The sequence below is a fragment of the Lysobacter sp. MMG2 genome (assembly GCF_016735495.2).
Taxonomy (GTDB): Bacteria; Pseudomonadota; Gammaproteobacteria; order Xanthomonadales; family Xanthomonadaceae; genus Lysobacter_J.
This window is the reverse complement of the sequence record NZ_JAERQY020000001.1, coordinates 88,375-108,017: the sequence shown is the minus strand read 5'-3', so window position 1 is coordinate 108,017 and position 19,643 is coordinate 88,375. Positions and strand designations below refer to the sequence as shown.

The following is a 19,643-nucleotide window of genomic DNA, read 5'->3' as shown; positions in this document are numbered from 1 at the left end:
CAGCGCGCTCGCGCATCACGCGAGCGCCTTGGCCGCTGCGTCATCCCGGCGATGGCCGGGATCCAGGCCCGTACCGCCTGACGACACATTCCCGCAGAACTGGCTCGCCGGTGTCCGTCATCTTTCTGATGCGACGCGAGCCTGGGTCCCGGCCTTCGCCGGGATGACGAAGTGATTGGTCGCCCATGACCTGGTTGGTCTGCGCCTGCGCGGGTCCCTTCGCGCCGACGCCGTAAACTGCCCCCATGCCGCCCATTCCCGTAAGCGACATCACCCTGGGCCTCCTCGCCGGTGGCCGAGCGACGCGGCTCGGCGGCATCGACAAGGCCTGGCTCGAACGCGACGGCGTACCGCAGGTCGTGCGCTGGCAACGGCGGTTCGCTCACGAAACCGCCGCGTTGCTTGTCAGCGCCAATCGCGATCTGCACCGTTACGAGGCCGCAACCCTGCGCGCCGTAACCGACAGGACGGGGCGCGACATCGGCCCGCTCGCCGGCCTCGACGCGCTCGCGGCCGCATGCGAGACCCCGTGGCTGCTCACGCTCCCTGTCGACCTGGTCGGCGTAAACGAATGCCTGCTGCCCACGCTCATCGCCGCCGCGCACGAGCTGGGCGCCTTCGCCGTCGACGATGACGGTCCTCAGCCGCTGGTCGCCCTGTGGCGCGTCGATGCGCTGCGCCGGGCCATGCCCGATGCGCTCGCCGGCAACGGCGCGGTGCATGCATTGCAGCGCGATCTGGGCATGGCATCCGTGCGCCTGCAGGGCGTACGCTTCGGCAACCTCAACACGCCCGACGACCTCGCCGCAGCCGGCGTCGTCGCGCAGACGAAACCCCAGGCATGAGCGACTTCCCGATCCAGCTTCTCTTCGACGATGCCGTCGCGATCATTCGCGACGTCGCCGCCCGGCACCGCCTCGACAACGAAACGCTGCCGCTTTCGCGCACCCATGGCCGCATCCTGGCCGGCGACGTCGACGCGCCGATCGCCTTGCCGCCGTTCGACAACAGCGCGATGGACGGCTTCGCACTGCGGCACGACGATCTGATGGAGGGCGAAACCGCACTGCGGCTGGTGGACGAGCAGTTCGCCGGGCGAGCGCGGGACATCGCGGTGGGCGAGGGCGAATGCGTGCGCATCACCACCGGGGCGCCGATGCCCGCGGGCGCCGATACGGTGGTCATCAAGGAGAACACGCGCGTCGAAGGCGATCGCGTCATCGTCGTCACGCCGCCGGAAGTGGAGGCGAACGTGCGCCGCGCAGGCGAGGACGTGCAGGCCGGCGAACGCGTGCTGCACGCCGGTGTGCGATTGACGCCAGCACGCGTGTCGCTCGCCGCGTCGCTCGGGCTGTCGTCACTGACGGTGGTGCGCAAGCCGACGGTGGCGGTGTTCAGCAGTGGCGACGAACTGGTCGAGCCGGGTCTGTCGCTGGCACCGGGCGAAATCTACGACAGCAACCGCGAACTGCTGATGGGTCTTCTGCGCGCCGAAGGGTTGGAACCCACCGCGTGGCCACGCCTGCCGGACGACCCTAAGCAGGTTGAGATTGCGCTTCGCGACGCCGGCTGCGCGTTCGATCTGATCATCACGTGCGGCGCGGTCTCGGCCGGCGAGAAGGACCACATTCCGGCCGTCATCGCGCAGTTCGGCCAGGTGCATTTCTGGAAAGTGCGGATGAAGCCGGGCATGCCGGTGCTGTTCGGCAGCCTCGACCAGGCCCGCGTGCTGGCGCTGCCGGGCAATCCCGTGTCGGTGTTTGCGACCTTCCTCGGCTTCGGCCGTGCCTTGATCGACGCGTTGCAGGGCCACACCGAGCCGCGTCAGGTCGAGCGTGCGCAGTTGGTCGCGCCGGTGGAGAAGTCGCATGCGCGGCGCGAGTTCGTGCGCGCGCAGGTGACGTGCGATGAGCATGGCGTCCTGCGCGCCGACCCGAACCCCGCCGTCGGTTCGCACCGCCTGCGCGCAGTGGGCGAGTCCAATGCGCTGATCGTGATCCCCGATGGACCACAGCGTTTGGCGGCCGGTGCCGTGGTCGAGGTCCTGCGGTACGCCTGAGACGGGCATGAGGGGCGATAATCCCCGCATGGACATCGAACTCATCGCGCCTGCCGAGGCCCTGCGCCGCCAGCGCCAGGGCGCGCTCATCGTGGACGTGCGCGAGTCGCACGAACGCGCCACCGGATTCGCCGAAGGTGCGCTGGGCATCGCCCGTGGCGAGCTGGAAGCCGATCCACGCGCCGCACTCCCGGACCTGGATGCCGACGTGCTGCTGATCTGCCAGAGCGGGCGGCGATCGCTGCAGGCCGCGGAGGCGCTGGCGACGATGGGCTACCGCCGACTCGCATCGGTCGAGGGCGGCACCACGCGCTGGATCGACGAGGGCCTGCCGATCGCGCGCGCCGAAGGCGACCTGGATTTCTACGATCGCTACTCGCGACATCTGCGCCTTCCCGAAGTCGGCGAAGCGGGGCAGCGTCGGCTGCAATCCGCGCGCATCGCGATGGTCGGCGCGGGCGGGCTGGGGTCGCCTGCCGCGTTCTATCTCGCCGCCGCGGGTGTGGGCACGATCGTGCTGGCCGATGACGACGTGGTCGATCGCAGCAACCTGCAGCGGCAGATCCTGCACACCGAGGACCGCATCGGCGTGCCCAAGGTGGAGTCGGCGCGCATCGCGCTGTCGGCGCTCAATCCCACCGTGTCGATCGAGACCTTCCCCGAGCGCATCACGGCGGCCAACGTCGAGCGGCTGATCGAAGGCGCCGACGTGGTGATCGACGGCGCCGACAACTTCCCGGTGCGTTATCTGCTCAACGATGCCTGCGTGAAGCTCGGCAAGCCCCTGGTTTACGGCGCCGTGCATCGCTTCGAAGGGCAGGTGAGCGTGTTCGATGCCGGCCGCCAGCGCGGCCACGCGCCGTGCTACCGCTGCCTGTTCCCCGAACCACCACCGCCGGAAGCCGCGCCCAACTGCGCCGAAGCCGGCGTGCTGGGCGTGCTGCCGGGCGTGATCGGGCTGCTGCAGGCGACGGAGGCGATCAAGCTCATCCTCGGCGCCGGCGAACCGCTCACCGGCCGGCTGCTGCATTTCGATGCGATGGGCATGCGTTTTCGCGAGACGCGCCTGCCCGCGGACCCGGACTGCCCGGTGTGCGCGGCGGGACGGGAGTTTCCGGGCTACATCGACTACGCGAAGTTCTGCGCGGCGTGAGGCTGTCGAGCGGTCTGGCCTGATCGCGCCGTTCCCTTCTCCCCTTGCGGGAGAAGGCGCCCCCGAGGGGGGCGGAAGAGGGACGCTCGCAGCGCGTATTTCGCGCGTACTTCGAACGTCCCACCCCTCTCCCCTGGCCGCCTTCGGCGGCCTGTCCCTCTCAGCTCTGCACTCCCTTCGGTCGCCGCAAGGGGAGAGGGGTAACCACTCGCGTCAGCGCAGGAAATCCGCCAGCGCCTGCTCGAATACCGGATCACCGCTGATCGTGTTGTGCCCGGCGCCGGGCAATTCCACCACTTTCGGTGGCTTGCCCAGCGCGGCGATCAGGCGGTTCGTGTTGGCCGGCGGCACGACCGTATCGAGCGCGGCGCGCACGACCATCACCTCGCCCTGATAACCGCGCAGGCGACCGACGGAATCGAAGCGATCGCGCACGATCCAGCGCACGGGCAGGACGGGGTAGTGCACCTGCGCCACCGCCGCCAGGCTGTCGAACGGCGCCACCAGCACCAGATGCGACACCGGCCGCTGGCTGGCGACGTAGCTCGCCACGCCGCTGCCGAGGCTGGAGCCGATCACCGAGATCGGCTGGTTCGGATGGCGCGAGCTCACTTCGTCGAAGACGGCAAGGGCATCGGCGAACAGCGCCGCTTCCGTCGGCTGCCCTCCGCTGGCGCCGTAGCCGCGGTACGACACCAGGTAGACGCTGCGCTCGGGCAGCAGGCGGTCGAGCATGTCGCGCCGGTGGTGGATGCTTTCGGCGTTGCCGCCGAAGTAGATGACCGGCCGCCCTGCATGCGGGTGCAGCACCCAGCCGTGCAGTTGCACGTCGTCGCGCGCCAGCGCGAAGTCCGTCTGCGGCACGTCGGTCCGCGTGCCCTCGGGCAGGTAGATCAGCTCGCGCTGCTTGGAGAACAACCACGCGCACACCCCTGCGTAACCGAGGATCGGCAACGCAGCCCAGCCCAATAGCTGTTTACGCATCGGCTACCCCGCGTGTTTGCGTTGCGCCGCCTCGAATGCGGCGAGTTGTTCCGGCGTGGCCTCGCGCTGATGCTGCGCCTTCCAATGGGCGAAGGGCATGCCGTAGATCGCCTCGCGGGCTTCGTCCTTGGTCATCGTGATGCCGCGCTGCTCGGCGGCCTCGCGGTACCAGTCGGCCAGGCAGTTGCGGCAGAAGCCGGCGTTGATCATCAGGTCGATGTTCTGCACGTCGGGCCGCTCGTGCATGAGGTGCTGGAGCAGGCGCCGGAATGCGGCGGCTTCGATCTGGGTGGTTTCGAAATCGGTGTCGGTCATGGGGTTCTCTGGGATTGGGAATTCGGGATCAGGGATTCGTATGCGCCTTGCCGTGAAGGGAGCGCGTTGCTTTTGCGAATCCCGAATACCGAATCCCCAATCCCGCATCTGAGCGATAATGCACGGCCCGACTGTACTCCAGTCGCCTTCAGCCCCACGCCACGGCATGACTGCACCCATGACCCCTCCGGCTCGCATCCTCGACGGCAAGCGCATTGCCGAGGACCTGCTCGACAACCTCAAGAGCCGGGTCGATGCGCGCGTGGCGGCGGGCAAGTCGCGCCCGGGCCTGGCGGTGGTGCTGGTCGGCAATGACCCGGCCTCCAGCGTCTATGTGAAGAACAAACGGCGTGCAGCGCAGAAAGTGGGCATCCGGGCGATCGACTACGACCTGCCGGCCGACACCGGCAACGCCGAGCTGCTGACGCTGATCGACGCACTCAACGCCGACCCGGACGTGCACGGCATTCTGGTGCAGCTGCCGCTGCCCGACCGCCGCGACGCCACCGAGCTGATCCACCGCATCGACCCACGCAAGGACGTGGACGGCTTCCACCCGGAGAACGTCGGCCACCTGGCCCTGCGCCAGTTCGGCCTGCGCCCGTGCACGCCGCGCGGCATCACCACGCTGCTGGCCTATACCGACCGCCCGGTGCGCGGGCAAAGCGCGACGATCGTCGGCGTCTCCAACCACGTCGGCCGCCCCATGGCGCTGGAATTGCTGATCGCCGGCTGCACCGTCACCAGCTGCCACAAGTTCACTCCGCCGCAGGTGCTGGAAACCTCGATCCGCAATGCCGACATCCTGGTCGTCGCGGCGGGCCGGCCGGGCCTGATCCCGGGTGAATGGGTGAAACCGGGCGCCGTCGTCATCGACGTGGGCATCAACCGCCTGGATGACGGCCGCCTCGTGGGCGACGTGGGCTTCGAGGCCGCCGCACAGCGGGCCAGCTGGATCACCCCGGTCCCCGGCGGCGTCGGCCCGATGACGGTCGCCACGCTGATGCAGAACACGCTGGAAGCCGCCGAGGCGGCGGATACGGGGCGCGGCTGGACCCAGGCGCGCTGAGGCGGGCTTCGGCCCGCGGGTCGACCGCGGCTGAAGTCGCTGGATTCCCGCTTTCGCGGATACGACGAGCCACGGGCAGGGCGCATGGAACGCCGCGTCCCGACACCGCAACGCGCGTGTGAATGCCTGTTCGCGCTACAATATCTTGCTTCACCCTCTCCGGCCCCCGCCCATGCTGCGCATCCAGGCTGAAGCACTGACTTACGACGACGTTTCGCTCGTCCCGGCCCACTCGACGGTCCTGCCCAAGGACGTCTCGCTCTCGACCCGCCTCACCCGCGACCTGACCATCCGCCTGCCGATCCTGTCGGCGGCCATGGACACCGTCAGCGAAGCCCGCCTGGCCATCGCCATGGCGCAGCTGGGCGGCATCAGCATCCTGCACAAGAACATGAGCGTGCAGGCCCAGGCTGCGCAGGTCGCCTCGGTCAAGAAGTTCGAAGCGGGCGTGATCAAGGAGCCGTTCACCGTCGGCCCCGACACCACCATCGCCGAAGTGCTCAAGCTCACCCGCGCACGCAACATCTCCGGCGTGCCGGTGGTGGATGGCGGCCAGCTGGTCGGCATCGTCACCAGCCGCGACATGCGCTTCGAGACGAAGCTGGACGATCCGGTCCGCCACATCATGACCAAGAAGGACCGCCTGGTGACGGTGCGCGAAGGCGCCGCCGACGAGGAGGTCCTGAGCCTGCTGCACAAGCACCGCATCGAGAAGGTGCTGGTGGTCAACGACGGCTTCGAGCTGCGCGGCCTGATCACCGTGAAGGACATCCAGAAGAAGTCCGACAACCCCAACGCCGCCTACGACAGCAGCGAACGCCTGCTGGTCGGCGCGGCCGTCGGCGTGGGCGGCGACACCGAGGCGCGCATTGAAGCGCTGGCTGCGGCCGGCGTGGACGTGGTGGTGGTCGACACCGCGCACGGCCACTCGCAGGGCGTGCTCGAACGCGTGCTGTGGGTGAAGAAGAACTTCCCGCAGTTGCAGGTCATCGGCGGCAACATCGTCACCGGCGATGCCGCACTGGCCCTGATGGACCACGGCGCGGACGCGGTGAAGGTCGGCGTCGGCCCGGGCTCGATCTGCACCACGCGCGTCGTCGCGGGCGTCGGCGTGCCGCAGATCACCGCCGTGGCGATGGTCGCCGAGGCGCTGCAGGACCGCATCCCGCTGATCGCCGACGGCGGCATCCGCTATTCGGGCGACATCGGCAAGGCGCTGGTGGCTGGTGCATCGACCGTGATGGTCGGCGGCCTGTTCGCCGGCACCGAGGAAGCCCCGGGCGAAGTCGAACTCTTCCAGGGCCGCAGTTACAAGAGCTACCGCGGCATGGGCTCGCTGGGCGCGATGGAGCAGGGCTCCAAGGACCGTTATTTCCAGGACGCGAGCGACGCCGACAAGCTCGTGCCCGAAGGCATCGAAGGCCGCGTGCCGTACCGCGGCCCGCTGCGCGGCGTCGTGCACCAGCTTGCCGGCGGCCTGCGCGCGACGATGGGTTACGTGGGCTGCGCGACGATCGAGGACATGCGCAAGAAGCCCAGCTTCGTGCGCATCACCAACGCCGGCGCGCGCGAGAGCCACGTGCACGACGTGCAGATCACGAAGGAACCGCCGAACTATCGGGCTGGCTGACGCTAGCCCACGGGATTTGGGATTCGGGATTCGGGATTCGTAGAAGCCCGCCGGGTTCCAGTCCGGTGACGATCGTCTTCGCTGTTGCGAATCTCCAATCTCCAATCCCGAATCCCGGCTCCATGACCAATATCCACAGCGACAAGATCCTCATCCTCGATTTCGGCGCGCAGTACACGCAGCTGATCGCCCGCCGCATCCGCGAGATCGGCGTCTACTGCGAGATCTGGGCCTGGGACCACGATCCGGCCGAGATCGCGGCGTTCGGCGCGAAGGGCATCATCCTGTCGGGTGGCCCGGAGTCGACCACGGAGCAGGGCGCGCCCAAGGCGCCGCAGGAAGTCTTCGACAGCGGCTTGCCGATCCTGGGCATCTGCTACGGCATGCAGACGCTGGCCGCGCAGCTGGGCGGCGCAACCGAAGCCGCCGACGCGCGCGAGTTCGGCCACGCCGAAGTCGAGCTGGTCGCGCACGACACGCTGCTGGGCGGGCTGACCGACCACGACGGCGAACCGCGCATCGATGTGTGGATGAGCCACGGCGACCACGTCGCCAAGGCGCCGCCGGGCTGGACCGTCACCGCCGTCACCGACCGCATTCCCGTCGCCGCGATGGCGCGCGAGGACAAGCGCTGGTACGGCGTGCAGTTCCACCCGGAAGTCACGCACACCAAGCAGGGCCAGACGCTGCTGCGCCGCTTCGTCGCCGACATCTGCGGCTGCAAGACGCTGTGGACCGCGGCCAACATCATCGAAGACCAGATCGAGCGCGTGCGCGAGAAGGTCGGCAGCGACGAGGTGATCCTCGGCCTGTCCGGTGGCGTGGATTCGTCCGTCGTCGCCGCGCTGCTGCACAAGGCCATCGGCACGCAGCTGACGTGCGTATTCGTCGACACCGGCCTGCTGCGCTGGAACGAAGGCGACCAGGTGATGGCGATGTTCGCCGAGCACATGGGCGTGAAGGTCGTGCGCGTGAATGCCGCCGACCGCTACTTCAAGGCGCTGGCCGGCGTCGAAGACCCGGAAGCCAAGCGCAAGATCATCGGCAACCTCTTCATCGAGATCTTCGACGAAGAGTCCGCCAAGCTCGCCAACGCCAAGTGGCTGGCGCAGGGCACGATCTACCCCGACGTGATCGAGTCCGCCGACAGCAAGACCGGCAAGGCGCACGTCATCAAGAGCCACCACAACGTGGGCGGCCTGCCGGAAGACATGAAGCTCGGCCTGGTCGAGCCGCTGCGCGAGTTGTTCAAGGACGAAGTGCGTCGCTTGGGCGTCGAACTCGGCCTGCCGCGCGCGATGGTCTACCGCCATCCGTTCCCGGGCCCGGGCCTGGGCGTGCGCATCCTGGGCGAGGTGAAGCGCGAACACGCCGAACTGCTGGCCCGCGCCGATCACATCTTCATCGAAGAGCTGCGCAAGGCCGATCTGTACGACCGCACCAGCCAGGCGTTCGCCGTGTTCCTGCCGGTGAAGTCGGTGGGCGTGGTGGGCGACGCGCGCGCCTACGAATGGGTGATCGCGCTGCGCGCGGTGGAAACCATCGACTTCATGACCGCGCATTGGGCGCACCTGCCGTACGATTTCCTCGGTCGCGTCTCCAACCGCATCATCAACGAGTTGCGCGGCGTGTCGCGTGTCGTGTATGACATCAGCGGGAAGCCGCCGGCCACGATCGAGTGGGAATGAGCGGCTTCGCGTGACGGCGTTGGCGGGCAGGGGAAAAGCCCGCCATGCGTCGGTTGAACCAGGACGGATCAACAGGGGGAAACAATGAAGAAGATCGTACTGGCGGTCGCACTGATCGCCGCGGCAGCGTGGTATTTCCATTTCGGGCGCACGATGAACGAGTCGTCCGTCCGCAAGTTCTATGGGGACCAGACCCTCCTGCTGGCGGAACTCGACGGCGAGCCGCTGTGCAAGCTCATGACCGACGACTATCTGGTGAAGGACGTGTCGTTCAACGGTTCCGCTACCGAGCGCAGCGAGAAGCGGCGTGAGGAGGCCTGCGCCGACATCAAGCAGTCGCTGACCGTGCTGGGCAAGCTCTCCAACGCGAGCGGCGGCATCCTGCATCCCATGTTCGAGCAGAAGATCGATTCCATCGAACTGAGCGACGGCAACAAGCGCGCCACGGTGAAGGGCGTGTCGATCGGGAAGATCGGCGACATGACGATGGTCCGCAGCCGCTTCACCGAGACGCTGATCCGCCGTAACGGCAAGATCCTGTCGCAGGGCGGCGAGTCGAAGACCTGGGTGTACGGCGGCGAGTAACCGCGACGCGAGTTGCCGGCCGAACAAGCAAGCCCCGCGAATAGCGGGGCTTTGCTTTGTTGCCGGTTGCTCCCTCCCCTGAGTGCAGGGGAGGGTTGGGGAGGGGGCGCCGCCGCGAAGCGGCGGGTCACCCATCTTGCGAAGAGCTGGGCGCTACGCAGCGCTCAGAACGAATCGCCCGGCACGCGCACCGCGCCTTCCATCAGCACGCGTGCGCTGCGGCTCATGATCGCCTTCGTCACGGTCCATTGGCCGTCGACATTGCGCACCTGCGCGCCCACGCGCAGCGTGCCCGACGGATGGCCGAAGCGCACCGCCTCGCGTTCGCCGCCACCGGCCGCGCGATTCACCAGCGTGCCCGGGATCGACGCCGCAGTGCCGATGGCAACCGCGGCCGTGCCCATCATCGCGTGGTGCAGCTTGCCCATCGACAACGCGCGAGCGTGCAGGTCGATGTCGCCGGCCGCGATGCGCTTGCCGCTGGACGACACGTAATCCTGCGGCGGCGCGACGAAGGCGACCTTCGGCGTGTGCTGTCGCGTTGCGGCCTGCGCGACGTCGGCGATGAGGCCCATGCGCACCGCGCCGTGCGCGCGGATGGCTTCGAACATCGCGAGCGTCTTCGGGTTGTCGTTGATGGCCGGTTGCAATTCGGTACCGGTGAAGCCCAGCTCCGCGGCGTCGAGAAAGATCGTCGGGATGCCGGCGTTGATCATCGTCGCCTTGAACGTGCCCACGCCGGGCACCTCGAGATCGTCGACGAGGTTGCCGGTGGGGAACATCGCGCCACCGTCCTCGCCGTCGTCGGACGGATCGAGGAATTCCAGCGCGATCTCCGCCGCCGGGAAGGTCACGCCGTCCAGCTCGAAATCGCCGGTTTCCTGCACTTGCCCGTTGCTCACGGGCACATGCGCGACGATGGTCTTGCCGATGTTCGCCTGCCAGATGCGCACGGTGACGTGGCCGTCGTGCGGAATGCGTTCGGCGTTGATGAATCCGTTGGCGATCGCGAACGGACCCACTGCCGAGGACAAGTTGCCGCAGTTGCCGCTCCAGTCGACGAACGCGGTGTCGATGGACACCTGGCCGTAGAGGTAGTCGACGTCATGTCCGGGCTGGGACGATTTGGAGATGATCACGCACTTGCTAGTGCTCGACGTCGCGCCGCCCATGCCGTCGGTGTGCTTGCCGTAGGGGTCGGGCGAGCCGATCACGCGCATCAGCAAGGCATCGCGCGCGGGGCCCGCTACGCGCGCGACGTCCGGCAAATCGTCCAGGCGGAAGAACACGCCTTTGCTGGTGCCGCCGCGCATGTAGGTGGCGGGGATGCGGATCTGGGGTGCGTGGGGCATGGCGTATTCGTTCCGTGCTTCTGTTTGAGGTTGTGTCGTTGAAGCTGCCGCGCTGTTTGATGTCATCCCCGCGAAGGCGGGGATCCAGCCATCCGTGGTGTCACGCCTTCCGGAAGAGGTGATGTCGCGTCGCGTTGGATTCCCGCCTTCGCGGGAATGACGGCATAGGATGCGAGGACGGAGACGGCTTTAGATCACGCGCCGTCCGGAATCTCCGGCTCCACCAGCTTGGCCAGCATCTCCAGCGACTCCTGCCAGCCCAGGTAGCAAAACTCCACCGGGATCGCATCGGGAATGCCCTTCTGCACGACGTTGAGTTCGGTGCCGACCATGCCGGACGTCAGCGTGACTTCGACTTCCATCGCGCCCGGCAGATCGGGATTGTCGAACTGATCGTTGTAGCGCAGCTTCTTGCCGGGTTCGAGTTCCAGGTACGTGCCGCCGAAGGAATGGCTTCCACCGGTGCCGAAGTTGGTGAACGACATCTTGTAGCCACCGCCCACGCGCGCGTCCATCGAATGCACCTTGCCGGTGAAACCGTGCGGCGGCAGCCACTTCACCATCGCATCCGGATCGAGGAAGGCGCGGTAGATGCGGTCGGCGGGCGCGCGGATGACGCGGTGCAGGGTGACGGTTCCAGGCATGTCGTTACTCCTTTTGGGTGCGGAACGAACGAGCGCGGCGCCGCTTCACGCCGCGCGGGAGGACTCCAGGAAATCCTGCGCGAAGCGCTGCAGCACGCCGCCGGCTTCGTAGATCGACACTTCCTCGTCGCTGTCGAGACGGCAGGTGACGGGCACTTCGACGCGCTCGCCATTCCTGCGGTGGATGACGAGCGTGAGGTCCGCGCGCGGCTTGCGCGTGCCGACGACGTCGAAGGCCTCCGTGCCGTCGATGCCCAGCGTCAGGCGGTTCGTGCCCGGCTTGAACTCCAGCGGCAGCACGCCCATGCCGATCAGGTTGGTGCGGTGGATGCGTTCGAAACCTTCGGCGACGATGGCCTCCACGCCCGCCAGACGCACGCCCTTCGCGGCCCAGTCGCGCGAGGAACCCTGGCCGTAATCGGCGCCGGCGATGATGATCAGCGGCTGCTTGCGGTCCATGTAGGTTTCGATCGCTTCCCACATGCGCACCACTTCGCCTTCCGGCTCGATGCGCGCCAGCGATCCCTTCTTTACCGCGCCGTCGACCACCGCCATCTCGTTGACGAGCGTCGGGTTGGCGAAGGTGGCGCGCTGCGCGGTGAGGTGGTCGCCGCGGTGCGTGGCGTAGGAATTGAAGTCTTCTTCCGGCAGGCCCATCTTCGCCAGGTATTCGCCGGCCGCGCTGCTGCGCAGGATGGCGTTGGACGGCGACAGGTGGTCGGTGGTGATGTTGTCGCCCAGCACCGCCAGCGGACGCAGGCCGCGCAGCGTGCGCTCGCCGGCCAGCGCGCCTTCCCAGTACGGCGGACGGCGGATGTAGGTGCTCTGCGGGCGCCAGTCGTACAGCGGGCTCACGCGCTCGCCTTGTTCGACGCGCACATTGAACATCGGCCCGTAGACCTTGCGGAACTGCTCGGGCTTCACGCTCTGGGAAACGATAGCGTCGATTTCCTCATCGCTCGGCCAGATGTCCTTCAGCGTGACGGGCTTGCCGTCGGCGTCGATGCCGAGCACATCGCGCTCGATGTCGAATCGCACGGTGCCGGCAATGGCGTAGGCCACCACCAGCGGCGGCGAGGCGAGGAAAGCCTGCTTCGCGTAAGGATGGATGCGTCCGTCGAAATTGCGATTGCCCGACAACACCGCCGTCGCATACAGATCGCGGTCGATGATTTCCTGCTGGATCGCCGGATCCAGAGCGCCCGACATGCCGTTGCACGTCGTGCAGGCGAACGCGACGATGCCGAAGCCGAGCTTCTCCAGCTCTGGCAGCAGCTTCGCTTCTTCCAGGTACAGCTGCACGGCCTTGGAGCCCGGCGCCAGCGAAGACTTCACCCACGGCTTGCGCGTGAGACCGTGCGCGTTGGCGTTGCGCGCCAGCAGTGCGGCGGCGATGACGTTGCGTGGGTTGCTGGTGTTGGTGCAGCTGGTGATGGCGGCGATGATCACCGCGCCATCGGGCATCAGGCCTTCGGCTTCCTGCGCCTTCGCCGCGTCCAGGTTTACGGCGATGCCGCGCTCTGCGAGGTCGGAGGTCGGCAAACGCTTGTGCGGGTTCGACGGGCCGGCCATGTTGCGCACCACGCTCGACAGATCGAACGTGAGCGTGCGCTCGTACTGCGCGTTCTTCAGCGCATCGGCCCACAGGCCGGCGGTCTTCGCATAGGTTTCCACCAGCTTCACCTGCGCGTCTTCGCGTCCGGTGAGGCGCAGGTAGTCCAGCGTCTGCTCGTCGATGAAGAACATCGCCGCCGTCGCGCCGTACTCGGGCGCCATGTTCGAGATCGTCGCGCGGTCGCCCAGCGTGAGGCTGGAGGCGCCTTCGCCGCGGAACTCCAGGTACGCGCCGACGACCTTCTCCTTGCGCAGGAATTCGGTCAGCGCCAGCACGATGTCGGTGGCGGTGATGCCCGGCTGTCGCTTGCCGGTGAGTTCGACGCCGATGATGTCCGGCAGGCGCATCCACGAGGCGCGGCCGAGCATCACGTTCTCCGCTTCCAGGCCGCCGACGCCGATGGCGATCACGCCCAGCGCGTCGACGTGCGGCGTGTGGCTGTCGGTGCCCACACAGGTGTCGGGATACGCGACGCCGTTCTGCGCCTGGATCACCGGGGACATCTTCTCCAGATTGATCTGGTGCATGATCCCGTTGCCCGGCGGGATCACGTCGACGTTCTCGAACGCCAGTTTGGTCCAGTCAATGAAGTGGAAACGGTCTTCGTTGCGGCGATCTTCGATGGCGCGGTTCTTCGCGAACGCATCGGGATCGAAGCCGCCGCATTCCACGGCCAGCGAGTGATCGACGATCAGTTGCACCGGCACGACCGGGTTGACCTTGGCCGGATCGCCGCCTTGATCAGCGATCGCGTCGCGCAGGCCGGCCAGGTCGACCAGCGCGGTCTGGCCGAGGATGTCGTGGCAGACCACGCGCGCCGGGAACCACGGGAAGTCCAGGTCGCGGCGGCGTTCGATCAGCTGTTTCAGCGAATCCACCAGCGTGGCCGGATCGCAGCGTCGCACGAGGTTCTCCGCGAGCACGCGCGAGGTGTAGGGCAGGGCGTCGTAGGCGCCGGGCTGGATCGCCTCGACCGCTGCGCGCGCGTCGAAATACTCCAGAGAAGTGCCCGGGAGCGGCTTGCGGTGTTGGGTGTTCATGGACGACGACATCGGTTCGGGGACCTGGTCCTGGAGATTGGCGGGCGGCCGTGGCGCGGGGCCGTCGGTGGCTGGCTGTCCGCTTCGACGCGGGGAACGCCAATTTTGCCATTTTCGACCGCTCGCCGGCTGATCGGATGGGGCGGGAACGCGGCCCGGACGCGTCGAGCGTGGCGTGGCCGCGTCGCGTCGGGCATCCTGTCGCGATGGTTCAGGAAACGCCCGACATGGCCCCGATCAGCGACGACGACGTGCGCTGGATGCGCCACGCGCTCGCGCTGGCCGAGCGCGCCGAGCGTGAGGACGACGAGATCCCGGTGGGCGCCGTGCTGGTCTCGGCCGGCGGTGACGTGCTCGGCGAGGGCTGGAACCGCAATATCACCCTGCGCGATCCCACGGCCCACGCCGAGATCGTGGCGATGCGCGAGGCCGGCCAGCGCCTGGGCAACCACCGCCTGCTGGGTTCGACGCTGTACGTGACGCTGGAGCCGTGCGCGATGTGCGCGATGGCGATGGTGCACGCCCGCATCGCCCGCGTGGTCTACGGCGCGCGCGATCCCAAGACGGGCGCCGCCGGCAGCGTGTTCGACCTGCTCGCCGATCCGCGCCACAACCATCGTGTGCGCGTCGACGGCGGCGTGCTGGGCGAGGAGGCGGGGGCGCGATTGACGGCGTACTTCCGGCGCAAGCGGGGCAAGGTGGACGTTCCGCCGGCCGGCTAGGCCGCCTTACTCCCCGCGCACGTCCAGCCTGTCCTTCGCCAGCTGTTCGTTGAGCTCGCGGTCCAGCATGCGCAGGCCGAGCTTCGCCTCGTGCCCGAGGCAGACCGACGCGCCGAACATCAACAGCACGCCGATCACCGCCAGTCCGGTCGGCAGCAGGTCGAGCCGATAGCCGAAGAACGCATCCACGGCGATGCCCAGGCTGGTGCCGACGAAGGCGCTGATCGCCGCGTAGAGCATGCGCACGGAGGCCAGCACGAGGTACGAACGGCGGCGGTGGATCGCGATGCGCGCTTCCTGTTCGACCCGCGCCGGCCCTTGCGGCAGGCCACGCAGCACTTCGATGTCCGAACGCATCCGGTCCACCACGCGCGCCAGGCGGTTGTTCGACGAGATCAGCAACGAACTGGCGGCCGTCAGGAAGAAGGCCGGGGTGATCATGGCCGAGACGACGGCGTAATGCGAAGGGTCGATCGGAACGGGCGAGGGCATCGATGGGTTCCGTGAGTGCGGTGCGAAGCCGCGGGATGGGCTGCCTGTATGATGCTCCGGACCTCATTCCAGTGCGAGCGCATGGCGGCCGTCCCTTCTTCGAACGACGAACACCTGATCTGGATCGACCTGGAAATGACCGGGTTGGACACCGACCGCGACTCCATCCTGGAGATCGCCACGGTGGTGACCGACAAGCAGCTCAATGTGCTTGCCGAAGGGCCGGAGCTCGCCATCTCGCATTCGCTCGCGCGCCTGGAAGCGATGGACGAATGGAACCGCAATCAGCACGGTCGCTCGGGCCTGTGGCAGCGCGTGCTCGACAGCAATGTCAGCGTGGCCGAGGCCGAGGCCCGCACGGTGGGGTTTCTGCTGCAGTGGGTGCCGGCGGGGAAATCGCCGATGTGCGGCAATTCGATCTGCCAGGACCGCCGCTTCCTGCACCGCCTGATGCCGCGGCTGGAAAAGCACTTCCATTACCGCAACCTGGACGTCAGCACGATCAAGGAACTCGCCCGTCGCTGGGCGCCCGACGTGCTGGCCGGCGTCAACAAGGACGCCCGCCATACGGCACTGAGCGACGTGCGCGACTCCATCGCGGAGCTGCGCCACTACCGCGTCTCCATGGGCCGCCTGGGCGGCCTGCCGGACGCCTGAGGCTCAGCGCAGCTCGGGCGGCGTCTGCTGCTCGGGCGAAGGCGACTGCGCCGGTGGCGGCGAAGGGTCGTTGGATGCATCGTTACGAATGGCGGCCTCGGTGATGCGCCGCTGCGCGCGGATGTCGCGCTGCGCCGCCTGGATGCTGATGCCCGCCTTGTCGAACGCCTTCTTGATGCGCTCGTTGAGATCGCACTTGGTCGCGAAGTGGTCCGCGTTGCTGACATGGCAGCGCACGCCCAGGCGCACCGCCACGTCCGCCAGTTCGTACACGACCACGTCGGCCGCCGGCTTGTCGCGGATGCGCTTGTCGGCGCGCATGATGGCCATGATGGCCTCGCGCGCGGTGTCGATGTCGTCCTCGTAGCCGATGCCGATGATCAGCTCGATGCGCCGGCGGGTGTCGGGCGTGAGGTTGACGATCGGCGCCGTCGTGATGAGGTTGTTCGGCAGCACGATGGTCTGGTTGTCCGCGCCGCGCAGCCGCGTCTGGAAGATGCTCACCTGTTCCACCGTGCCGCTGCTGCCGCCGATCTGCACGACATCGCCTACGCGGAACGGCTTGAGCGTCACCAGCATTACGCCCGAGGCCACGTTCGACAGCGAATCCTTCAATGCAAGGCCGATGGCGAGGCCGGCGGCGCCGAGGATGGCGATGAACGACGTGGGCGCGAGGCCGAAGAATCCCTGCAGGATCGCCAGCAGCAACACGATCACCAGCACGATGTAGAGCACTCGGCTGATGAACTGTTGCGAGGTCGTTTCCACGTGCGCCCGCGTCAACGCGCGTCCGGTCGCGCGCACGACCCATTTCGCGACATGGTGGCCGATGTAGAACACCAGCAGCGCGCCGCCGATCTTGATGCCGACGTCCATCGCCCACGTCCAGAACTGGTCGGCCGTCAGCGTGCTGATGTGGGCCGGCGGCGCGAGTTCCTTGGTGAAGTCGGGCAATGCATCCTGCAGCAGAGGCTGGGGGCTGGGATTCGCGGACAAAACGGGACCTCCTTGCAAACGCGCCCGCTCGGCGCGCGATGTGAACGATACAGGCCTTCAAAAATACGACGCCCCGCATAAGCGGGGCGTCGCGGCGTCGCAGATGGTTCAGGCGCGGGTCGCGATGGCGCCGTTCGGCATCAGGCGGCGGCCTTCGCCTTTGCCTTCGCCAATCGCAGCCAGGTGTCGACCACGGTATCGGGATTGAGCGACACCGACTCGATGCCTTGCTCCATCAGCCACTCGGCGAGGTCCGGATGATCGCTCGGGCCCTGTCCGCAGATGCCGACGTACTTGCCCTTGGCGCGCGCGGCCTTGATCGCCATCGACAGCAGCTTCTTCACCGCCGGATCGCGCTCGTCGAACAGCTTGGCGACGATGCCCGAGTCGCGGTCCAGGCCCAGCGTGAGCTGCGTCAGGTCGTTCGAACCGATGGAGAAACCATCGAAGATGTCGAGGAACTCGTCGGCCAGCAACGCGTTGGACGGCACTTCGCACATCATGATGATCTTCAGGCCGCCCTTGCCCTGTTCCAGCCCGTTGGCGCGCAGGACTTCGACGACCTTGCGGCCTTCGTCCAGCGTGCGCACGAACGGGATCATCACCCAGCAGTTGGTCAGGCCCATCTGCTCGCGCACCTTGAGCACGGCGCGGCATTCCAGCGCGAAGGCTTCGCTGAAGCTCGGATCGACGTAACGGCTGGCGCCGCGGAAGCCGATCATCGGGTTTTCTTCATGCGGCTCGTAGCGCGAACCGCCGATGAGGTTGGCGTATTCGTTGGACTTGAAGTCCGACAGACGAACGATCACCGGATGCGGCGCGAACGACGCCGTGATGGTCGCGATGCCTTCGGCCAGGCGATCCACGTAGAAATCGACCGGGCTGCTGTAGCCGGCCATCTTCTCGTCGATCTTCTTCTTCGTCGCCGCGTCCTGCTGGTCGTATTCGAGCAGCGCCTTGGGATGCACGCCGATGTGGCTGGCGATGATCATTTCCAGGCGCGCCAGGCCGACGCCGGCGTTGGGCAGCATCGCGAAATCGAACGCGCGCTCGGGGTTGGCGACGTTCATCATCACCTTGAGCGGGGCTTCGGGCATCTTGTCGAGATCGGCAACGTGGCGCTCGAAGGGCAGGGTGCCGTTGTAGATGAAGCCGGTGTCGCCTTCGGCGCAGCTGACGGTGACTTCCTGGCCGTCCTGGATCGTGTCCAGTGCGTTGCCCGTGCCGACGACGGCCGGCACGCCCAGCTCACGCGCGATGATCGCCGCGTGGCAGGTGCGGCCGCCGCGGTTGGTGACGATGGCGGCCGAGCGCTTCATCACCGGCTCCCAGTCGGGGTCGGTCATGTCGGCGACGAGCACGTCGCCGGGCTGCACACGGTTCATGTCAGCCAGCGAGCGCACCACGCGCGCCACGCCGGTGCCGATCTTCTGGCCGATGGCGCGGCCTTCGCACACCACGTCGCCGCGCTTGGTGAGCTGGTAGCGCTCGATCTGCGTGGCATGGCCGCGCGACTTCACCGTCTCCGGGCGCGCCTGCACGATGAAGAGCTTGCCGCTGACGCCGTCCTTCGCCCACTCGATGTCCATCGGGCGGCCGTAGTGCTTCTCGATGGTGAGCGCCTGGCGGGCGAGTTCGTGCACGTCTTCATCGCTGATGGAGAACGTGTTGCGCAGCTCGGCCGGCGTGTCTTCGGTGCGCACGCGCTCGCCGGGCTGGTCGGAATACACCATGCGCAGCTGCTTGGCGCCCATGCCGCGGCGCAGGATGGCCTGCTTGCCCTGCAGCAGCGTCGGCTTGTAGACGTAGAACTCGTCGGGATTCACCGCGCCCTGCACGACCATCTCGCCCAGGCCGTAGCTGGAGGTGATGAAGACGACGTCGCGGAAGCCCGATTCGGTGTCCAGCGTGAACAGCACGCCCGACGAACCGACGTTCGAGCGCACCATCAGCTGCACGCCGGCGGACAGGAACACGTCCTCGTGCTTGAAGCCGTGGTGCACGCGGTAGGCGATCGCGCGGTCGTTGTAGAGCGAGGCGAAGACTTCCTTGACCTTGTGCACGACGTCGTCGGCGCCGGTGACGTTGAGGAAGGTCTCCTGCTGGCCGGCGAACGAGGCATCGGGCAGGTCCTCGGCGGTCGCCGAGGAGCGCACGGCCACGGCGACGTCGCCGCCGCCGTTCTCGTCGCACAGCTGCTTGTAGGCCTTGCGGATGTCGGCGTCGAGGTCGGCTTGCAGCGGGGCGTCGATGACCCAGCCGCGAATCTCCGCGCCGGCGGCGGTCAGCGCCGGAACGTCCTCGACGTCCAGCGTGGCCAGCTTGTCGTAGATCCGCTGGTGCAGGTTGTTGTGGTCGATGAAGGACTTGAAGGCCTCGGCGGTGGTCGCATAGCCACCGGGAACGGAGACGCCGAGCCCGGCGAGGTTGCCGATCATCTCGCCCAGCGAAGAATTCTTGCCGCCGACGCGGGCCAGATCGGTGAGCCGCAACGCGTGCAGCCAGAGGATGTTCTCGTTCAAGCGGGCGATCTCCAGACGATCTGGTAAGAGGGACGGCAACGCACCCGGGCGCGTGGTGCGCGGCGATCCGGATATGATCGCCTGCACGCCGAGGGCATACAAGCTTGATTCATCGGCGTT

Annotated in this window: 17 protein-coding genes; 9 read left to right on the top strand and 8 right to left on the bottom strand. The window is 67.5% G+C overall.

Going from position 1 to position 19,643, the window contains the following annotated elements:
* The first annotated feature begins 245 nt into the window (after positions 1-245).
* From JI752_RS00510 to moeB, 3 genes are read left to right on the top strand one after another with little or no spacing between them, the layout of a single operon-like run.
* The gene (locus JI752_RS00510) at positions 246-845 is read left to right on the top strand and encodes an NTP transferase domain-containing protein (protein ID WP_216957956.1); all 600 of its coding nucleotides are present in this window, start codon (positions 246-248) and stop codon (positions 843-845) included.
* Positions 842-2,059: a gephyrin-like molybdotransferase Glp gene (gene glp, locus JI752_RS00505; protein WP_216957954.1), complete on the top strand. Its 1,218-nt coding sequence runs from the start codon at positions 842-844 to the stop codon at positions 2,057-2,059. Before JI752_RS00510 ends, glp begins: the two co-directional genes overlap by 4 nt.
* Before the next feature lie 28 nt (positions 2,060-2,087).
* Positions 2,088-3,212: a molybdopterin-synthase adenylyltransferase MoeB gene (moeB, locus tag JI752_RS00500; RefSeq protein ID WP_216957952.1), complete on the top strand. Its 1,125-nt coding sequence runs from the start codon at positions 2,088-2,090 to the stop codon at positions 3,210-3,212.
* Positions 3,213-3,425: 213 nt separating this feature from the next.
* Here the strand turns inward: moeB and JI752_RS00495 are convergent, their stop codons facing one another.
* Positions 3,426-4,196 carry an alpha/beta hydrolase gene (locus JI752_RS00495; protein WP_216957950.1) on the bottom strand — a complete coding sequence of 257 codons (771 nt, stop codon included), beginning with the start codon at positions 4,194-4,196 and terminating at the stop codon, positions 3,426-3,428.
* A 3-nt stretch (positions 4,197-4,199) separates the two neighbouring features.
* Positions 4,200-4,511: a DUF1244 domain-containing protein gene (locus JI752_RS00490; protein WP_216957948.1), complete on the bottom strand. Its 312-nt coding sequence runs from the start codon at positions 4,509-4,511 to the stop codon at positions 4,200-4,202.
* A 166-nt stretch (positions 4,512-4,677) separates the two neighbouring features.
* Between JI752_RS00490 and folD the strand changes: the two genes are divergently transcribed.
* From folD to JI752_RS00470, 4 genes are all read left to right on the top strand, one after another.
* Complete coding sequence (gene folD / locus JI752_RS00485; protein ID WP_216957946.1) at positions 4,678-5,580, top strand: bifunctional methylenetetrahydrofolate dehydrogenase/methenyltetrahydrofolate cyclohydrolase FolD; 903 nt, start codon at positions 4,678-4,680, stop codon at positions 5,578-5,580.
* 172 nt (positions 5,581-5,752) lie between these two features.
* The gene (gene guaB / locus JI752_RS00480; protein WP_216957944.1) at positions 5,753-7,210 is read left to right on the top strand and encodes an IMP dehydrogenase; all 1,458 of its coding nucleotides are present in this window, start codon (positions 5,753-5,755) and stop codon (positions 7,208-7,210) included.
* A gap of 122 nt (positions 7,211-7,332) precedes the next feature.
* Positions 7,333-8,898, top strand: a complete 1,566-nt coding sequence (guaA, locus tag JI752_RS00475; protein WP_216957942.1) for a glutamine-hydrolyzing GMP synthase — start codon at positions 7,333-7,335, stop codon at positions 8,896-8,898.
* A gap of 84 nt (positions 8,899-8,982) precedes the next feature.
* The gene (locus tag JI752_RS00470) at positions 8,983-9,483 is read left to right on the top strand and encodes a hypothetical protein (RefSeq protein ID WP_216957941.1); all 501 of its coding nucleotides are present in this window, start codon (positions 8,983-8,985) and stop codon (positions 9,481-9,483) included.
* A 164-nt stretch (positions 9,484-9,647) separates the two neighbouring features.
* Here JI752_RS00470 and prpF read toward each other — a convergent pair whose 3' ends face one another.
* From prpF to acnD, 3 genes are all read right to left on the bottom strand, one after another.
* Complete coding sequence (gene prpF, locus JI752_RS00465) at positions 9,648-10,835, bottom strand: 2-methylaconitate cis-trans isomerase PrpF (protein WP_216957940.1); 1,188 nt, start codon at positions 10,833-10,835, stop codon at positions 9,648-9,650.
* Between the two features lie 194 nt (positions 10,836-11,029).
* A complete protein-coding gene (locus JI752_RS00460) occupies positions 11,030-11,479 on the bottom strand; it encodes an SRPBCC family protein (protein ID WP_216957939.1) in 450 nt (149 codons plus the stop codon).
* Positions 11,480-11,524: 45 nt separating this feature from the next.
* Positions 11,525-14,134: a Fe/S-dependent 2-methylisocitrate dehydratase AcnD gene (gene acnD / locus JI752_RS00455; protein ID WP_216957938.1), complete on the bottom strand. Its 2,610-nt coding sequence runs from the start codon at positions 14,132-14,134 to the stop codon at positions 11,525-11,527.
* 206 nt (positions 14,135-14,340) lie between these two features.
* Here acnD and tadA point away from each other — a divergent pair, with 206 nt between their 5' ends.
* Positions 14,341-14,856, top strand: coding sequence for a tRNA adenosine(34) deaminase TadA (tadA, locus tag JI752_RS00450; protein WP_216957937.1), 516 nt, complete (start codon positions 14,341-14,343; stop codon positions 14,854-14,856).
* A 6-nt stretch (positions 14,857-14,862) separates the two neighbouring features.
* Here tadA and JI752_RS00445 read toward each other — a convergent pair whose 3' ends face one another.
* Positions 14,863-15,348 carry a DUF2721 domain-containing protein gene (locus tag JI752_RS00445; RefSeq protein WP_216957936.1) on the bottom strand — a complete coding sequence of 162 codons (486 nt, stop codon included), beginning with the start codon at positions 15,346-15,348 and terminating at the stop codon, positions 14,863-14,865.
* Positions 15,349-15,429: 81 nt separating this feature from the next.
* Here JI752_RS00445 and orn point away from each other — a divergent pair, with 81 nt between their 5' ends.
* Positions 15,430-16,005, top strand: a complete 576-nt coding sequence (gene orn, locus JI752_RS00440) for an oligoribonuclease (protein ID WP_216957934.1) — start codon at positions 15,430-15,432, stop codon at positions 16,003-16,005.
* Positions 16,006-16,008: 3 nt separating this feature from the next.
* Here the strand turns inward: orn and JI752_RS00435 are convergent, their stop codons facing one another.
* Together JI752_RS00435 and ppsA are read right to left on the bottom strand one after the other, a co-directional pair.
* On the bottom strand, positions 16,009-17,001 hold the full coding sequence (locus tag JI752_RS00435) for a mechanosensitive ion channel family protein (protein ID WP_216957932.1): 993 nt from the start codon (positions 16,999-17,001) through the stop codon (positions 16,009-16,011).
* A 140-nt stretch (positions 17,002-17,141) separates the two neighbouring features.
* Complete coding sequence (gene ppsA / locus JI752_RS00430; RefSeq protein ID WP_216957930.1) at positions 17,142-19,523, bottom strand: phosphoenolpyruvate synthase; 2,382 nt, start codon at positions 19,521-19,523, stop codon at positions 17,142-17,144.
* Positions 19,524-19,643 lie beyond the last annotated feature (120 nt).

What these genes read in the sequence shown, in the direction of transcription:
- JI752_RS00510 (WP_216957956.1), top strand. Translation starts at nt 246, where the DNA reads ATGCCGCCCATTCCCGTAAGCGACATCACCCTGGGCCTCCTCGCCGGT.
- glp (WP_216957954.1), top strand. Translation starts at nt 842, where the DNA reads ATGAGCGACTTCCCGATCCAGCTTCTCTTCGACGATGCCGTCGCGATC.
- moeB (WP_216957952.1), top strand. Translation starts at nt 2,088, where the DNA reads ATGGACATCGAACTCATCGCGCCTGCCGAGGCCCTGCGCCGCCAGCGC.
- JI752_RS00495 (WP_216957950.1), bottom strand. Translation starts at nt 4,196, where the DNA reads ATGCGTAAACAGCTATTGGGCTGGGCTGCGTTGCCGATCCTCGGTTAC.
- JI752_RS00490 (WP_216957948.1), bottom strand. Translation starts at nt 4,511, where the DNA reads ATGACCGACACCGATTTCGAAACCACCCAGATCGAAGCCGCCGCATTC.
- folD (WP_216957946.1), top strand. Translation starts at nt 4,678, where the DNA reads ATGACTGCACCCATGACCCCTCCGGCTCGCATCCTCGACGGCAAGCGC.
- guaB (WP_216957944.1), top strand. Translation starts at nt 5,753, where the DNA reads ATGCTGCGCATCCAGGCTGAAGCACTGACTTACGACGACGTTTCGCTC.
- guaA (WP_216957942.1), top strand. Translation starts at nt 7,333, where the DNA reads ATGACCAATATCCACAGCGACAAGATCCTCATCCTCGATTTCGGCGCG.
- JI752_RS00470 (WP_216957941.1), top strand. Translation starts at nt 8,983, where the DNA reads ATGAAGAAGATCGTACTGGCGGTCGCACTGATCGCCGCGGCAGCGTGG.
- prpF (WP_216957940.1), bottom strand. Translation starts at nt 10,835, where the DNA reads ATGCCCCACGCACCCCAGATCCGCATCCCCGCCACCTACATGCGCGGC.
- JI752_RS00460 (WP_216957939.1), bottom strand. Translation starts at nt 11,479, where the DNA reads ATGCCTGGAACCGTCACCCTGCACCGCGTCATCCGCGCGCCCGCCGAC.
- acnD (WP_216957938.1), bottom strand. Translation starts at nt 14,134, where the DNA reads ATGAACACCCAACACCGCAAGCCGCTCCCGGGCACTTCTCTGGAGTAT.
- tadA (WP_216957937.1), top strand. Translation starts at nt 14,341, where the DNA reads ATGGTTCAGGAAACGCCCGACATGGCCCCGATCAGCGACGACGACGTG.
- JI752_RS00445 (WP_216957936.1), bottom strand. Translation starts at nt 15,348, where the DNA reads ATGCCCTCGCCCGTTCCGATCGACCCTTCGCATTACGCCGTCGTCTCG.
- orn (WP_216957934.1), top strand. Translation starts at nt 15,430, where the DNA reads ATGGCGGCCGTCCCTTCTTCGAACGACGAACACCTGATCTGGATCGAC.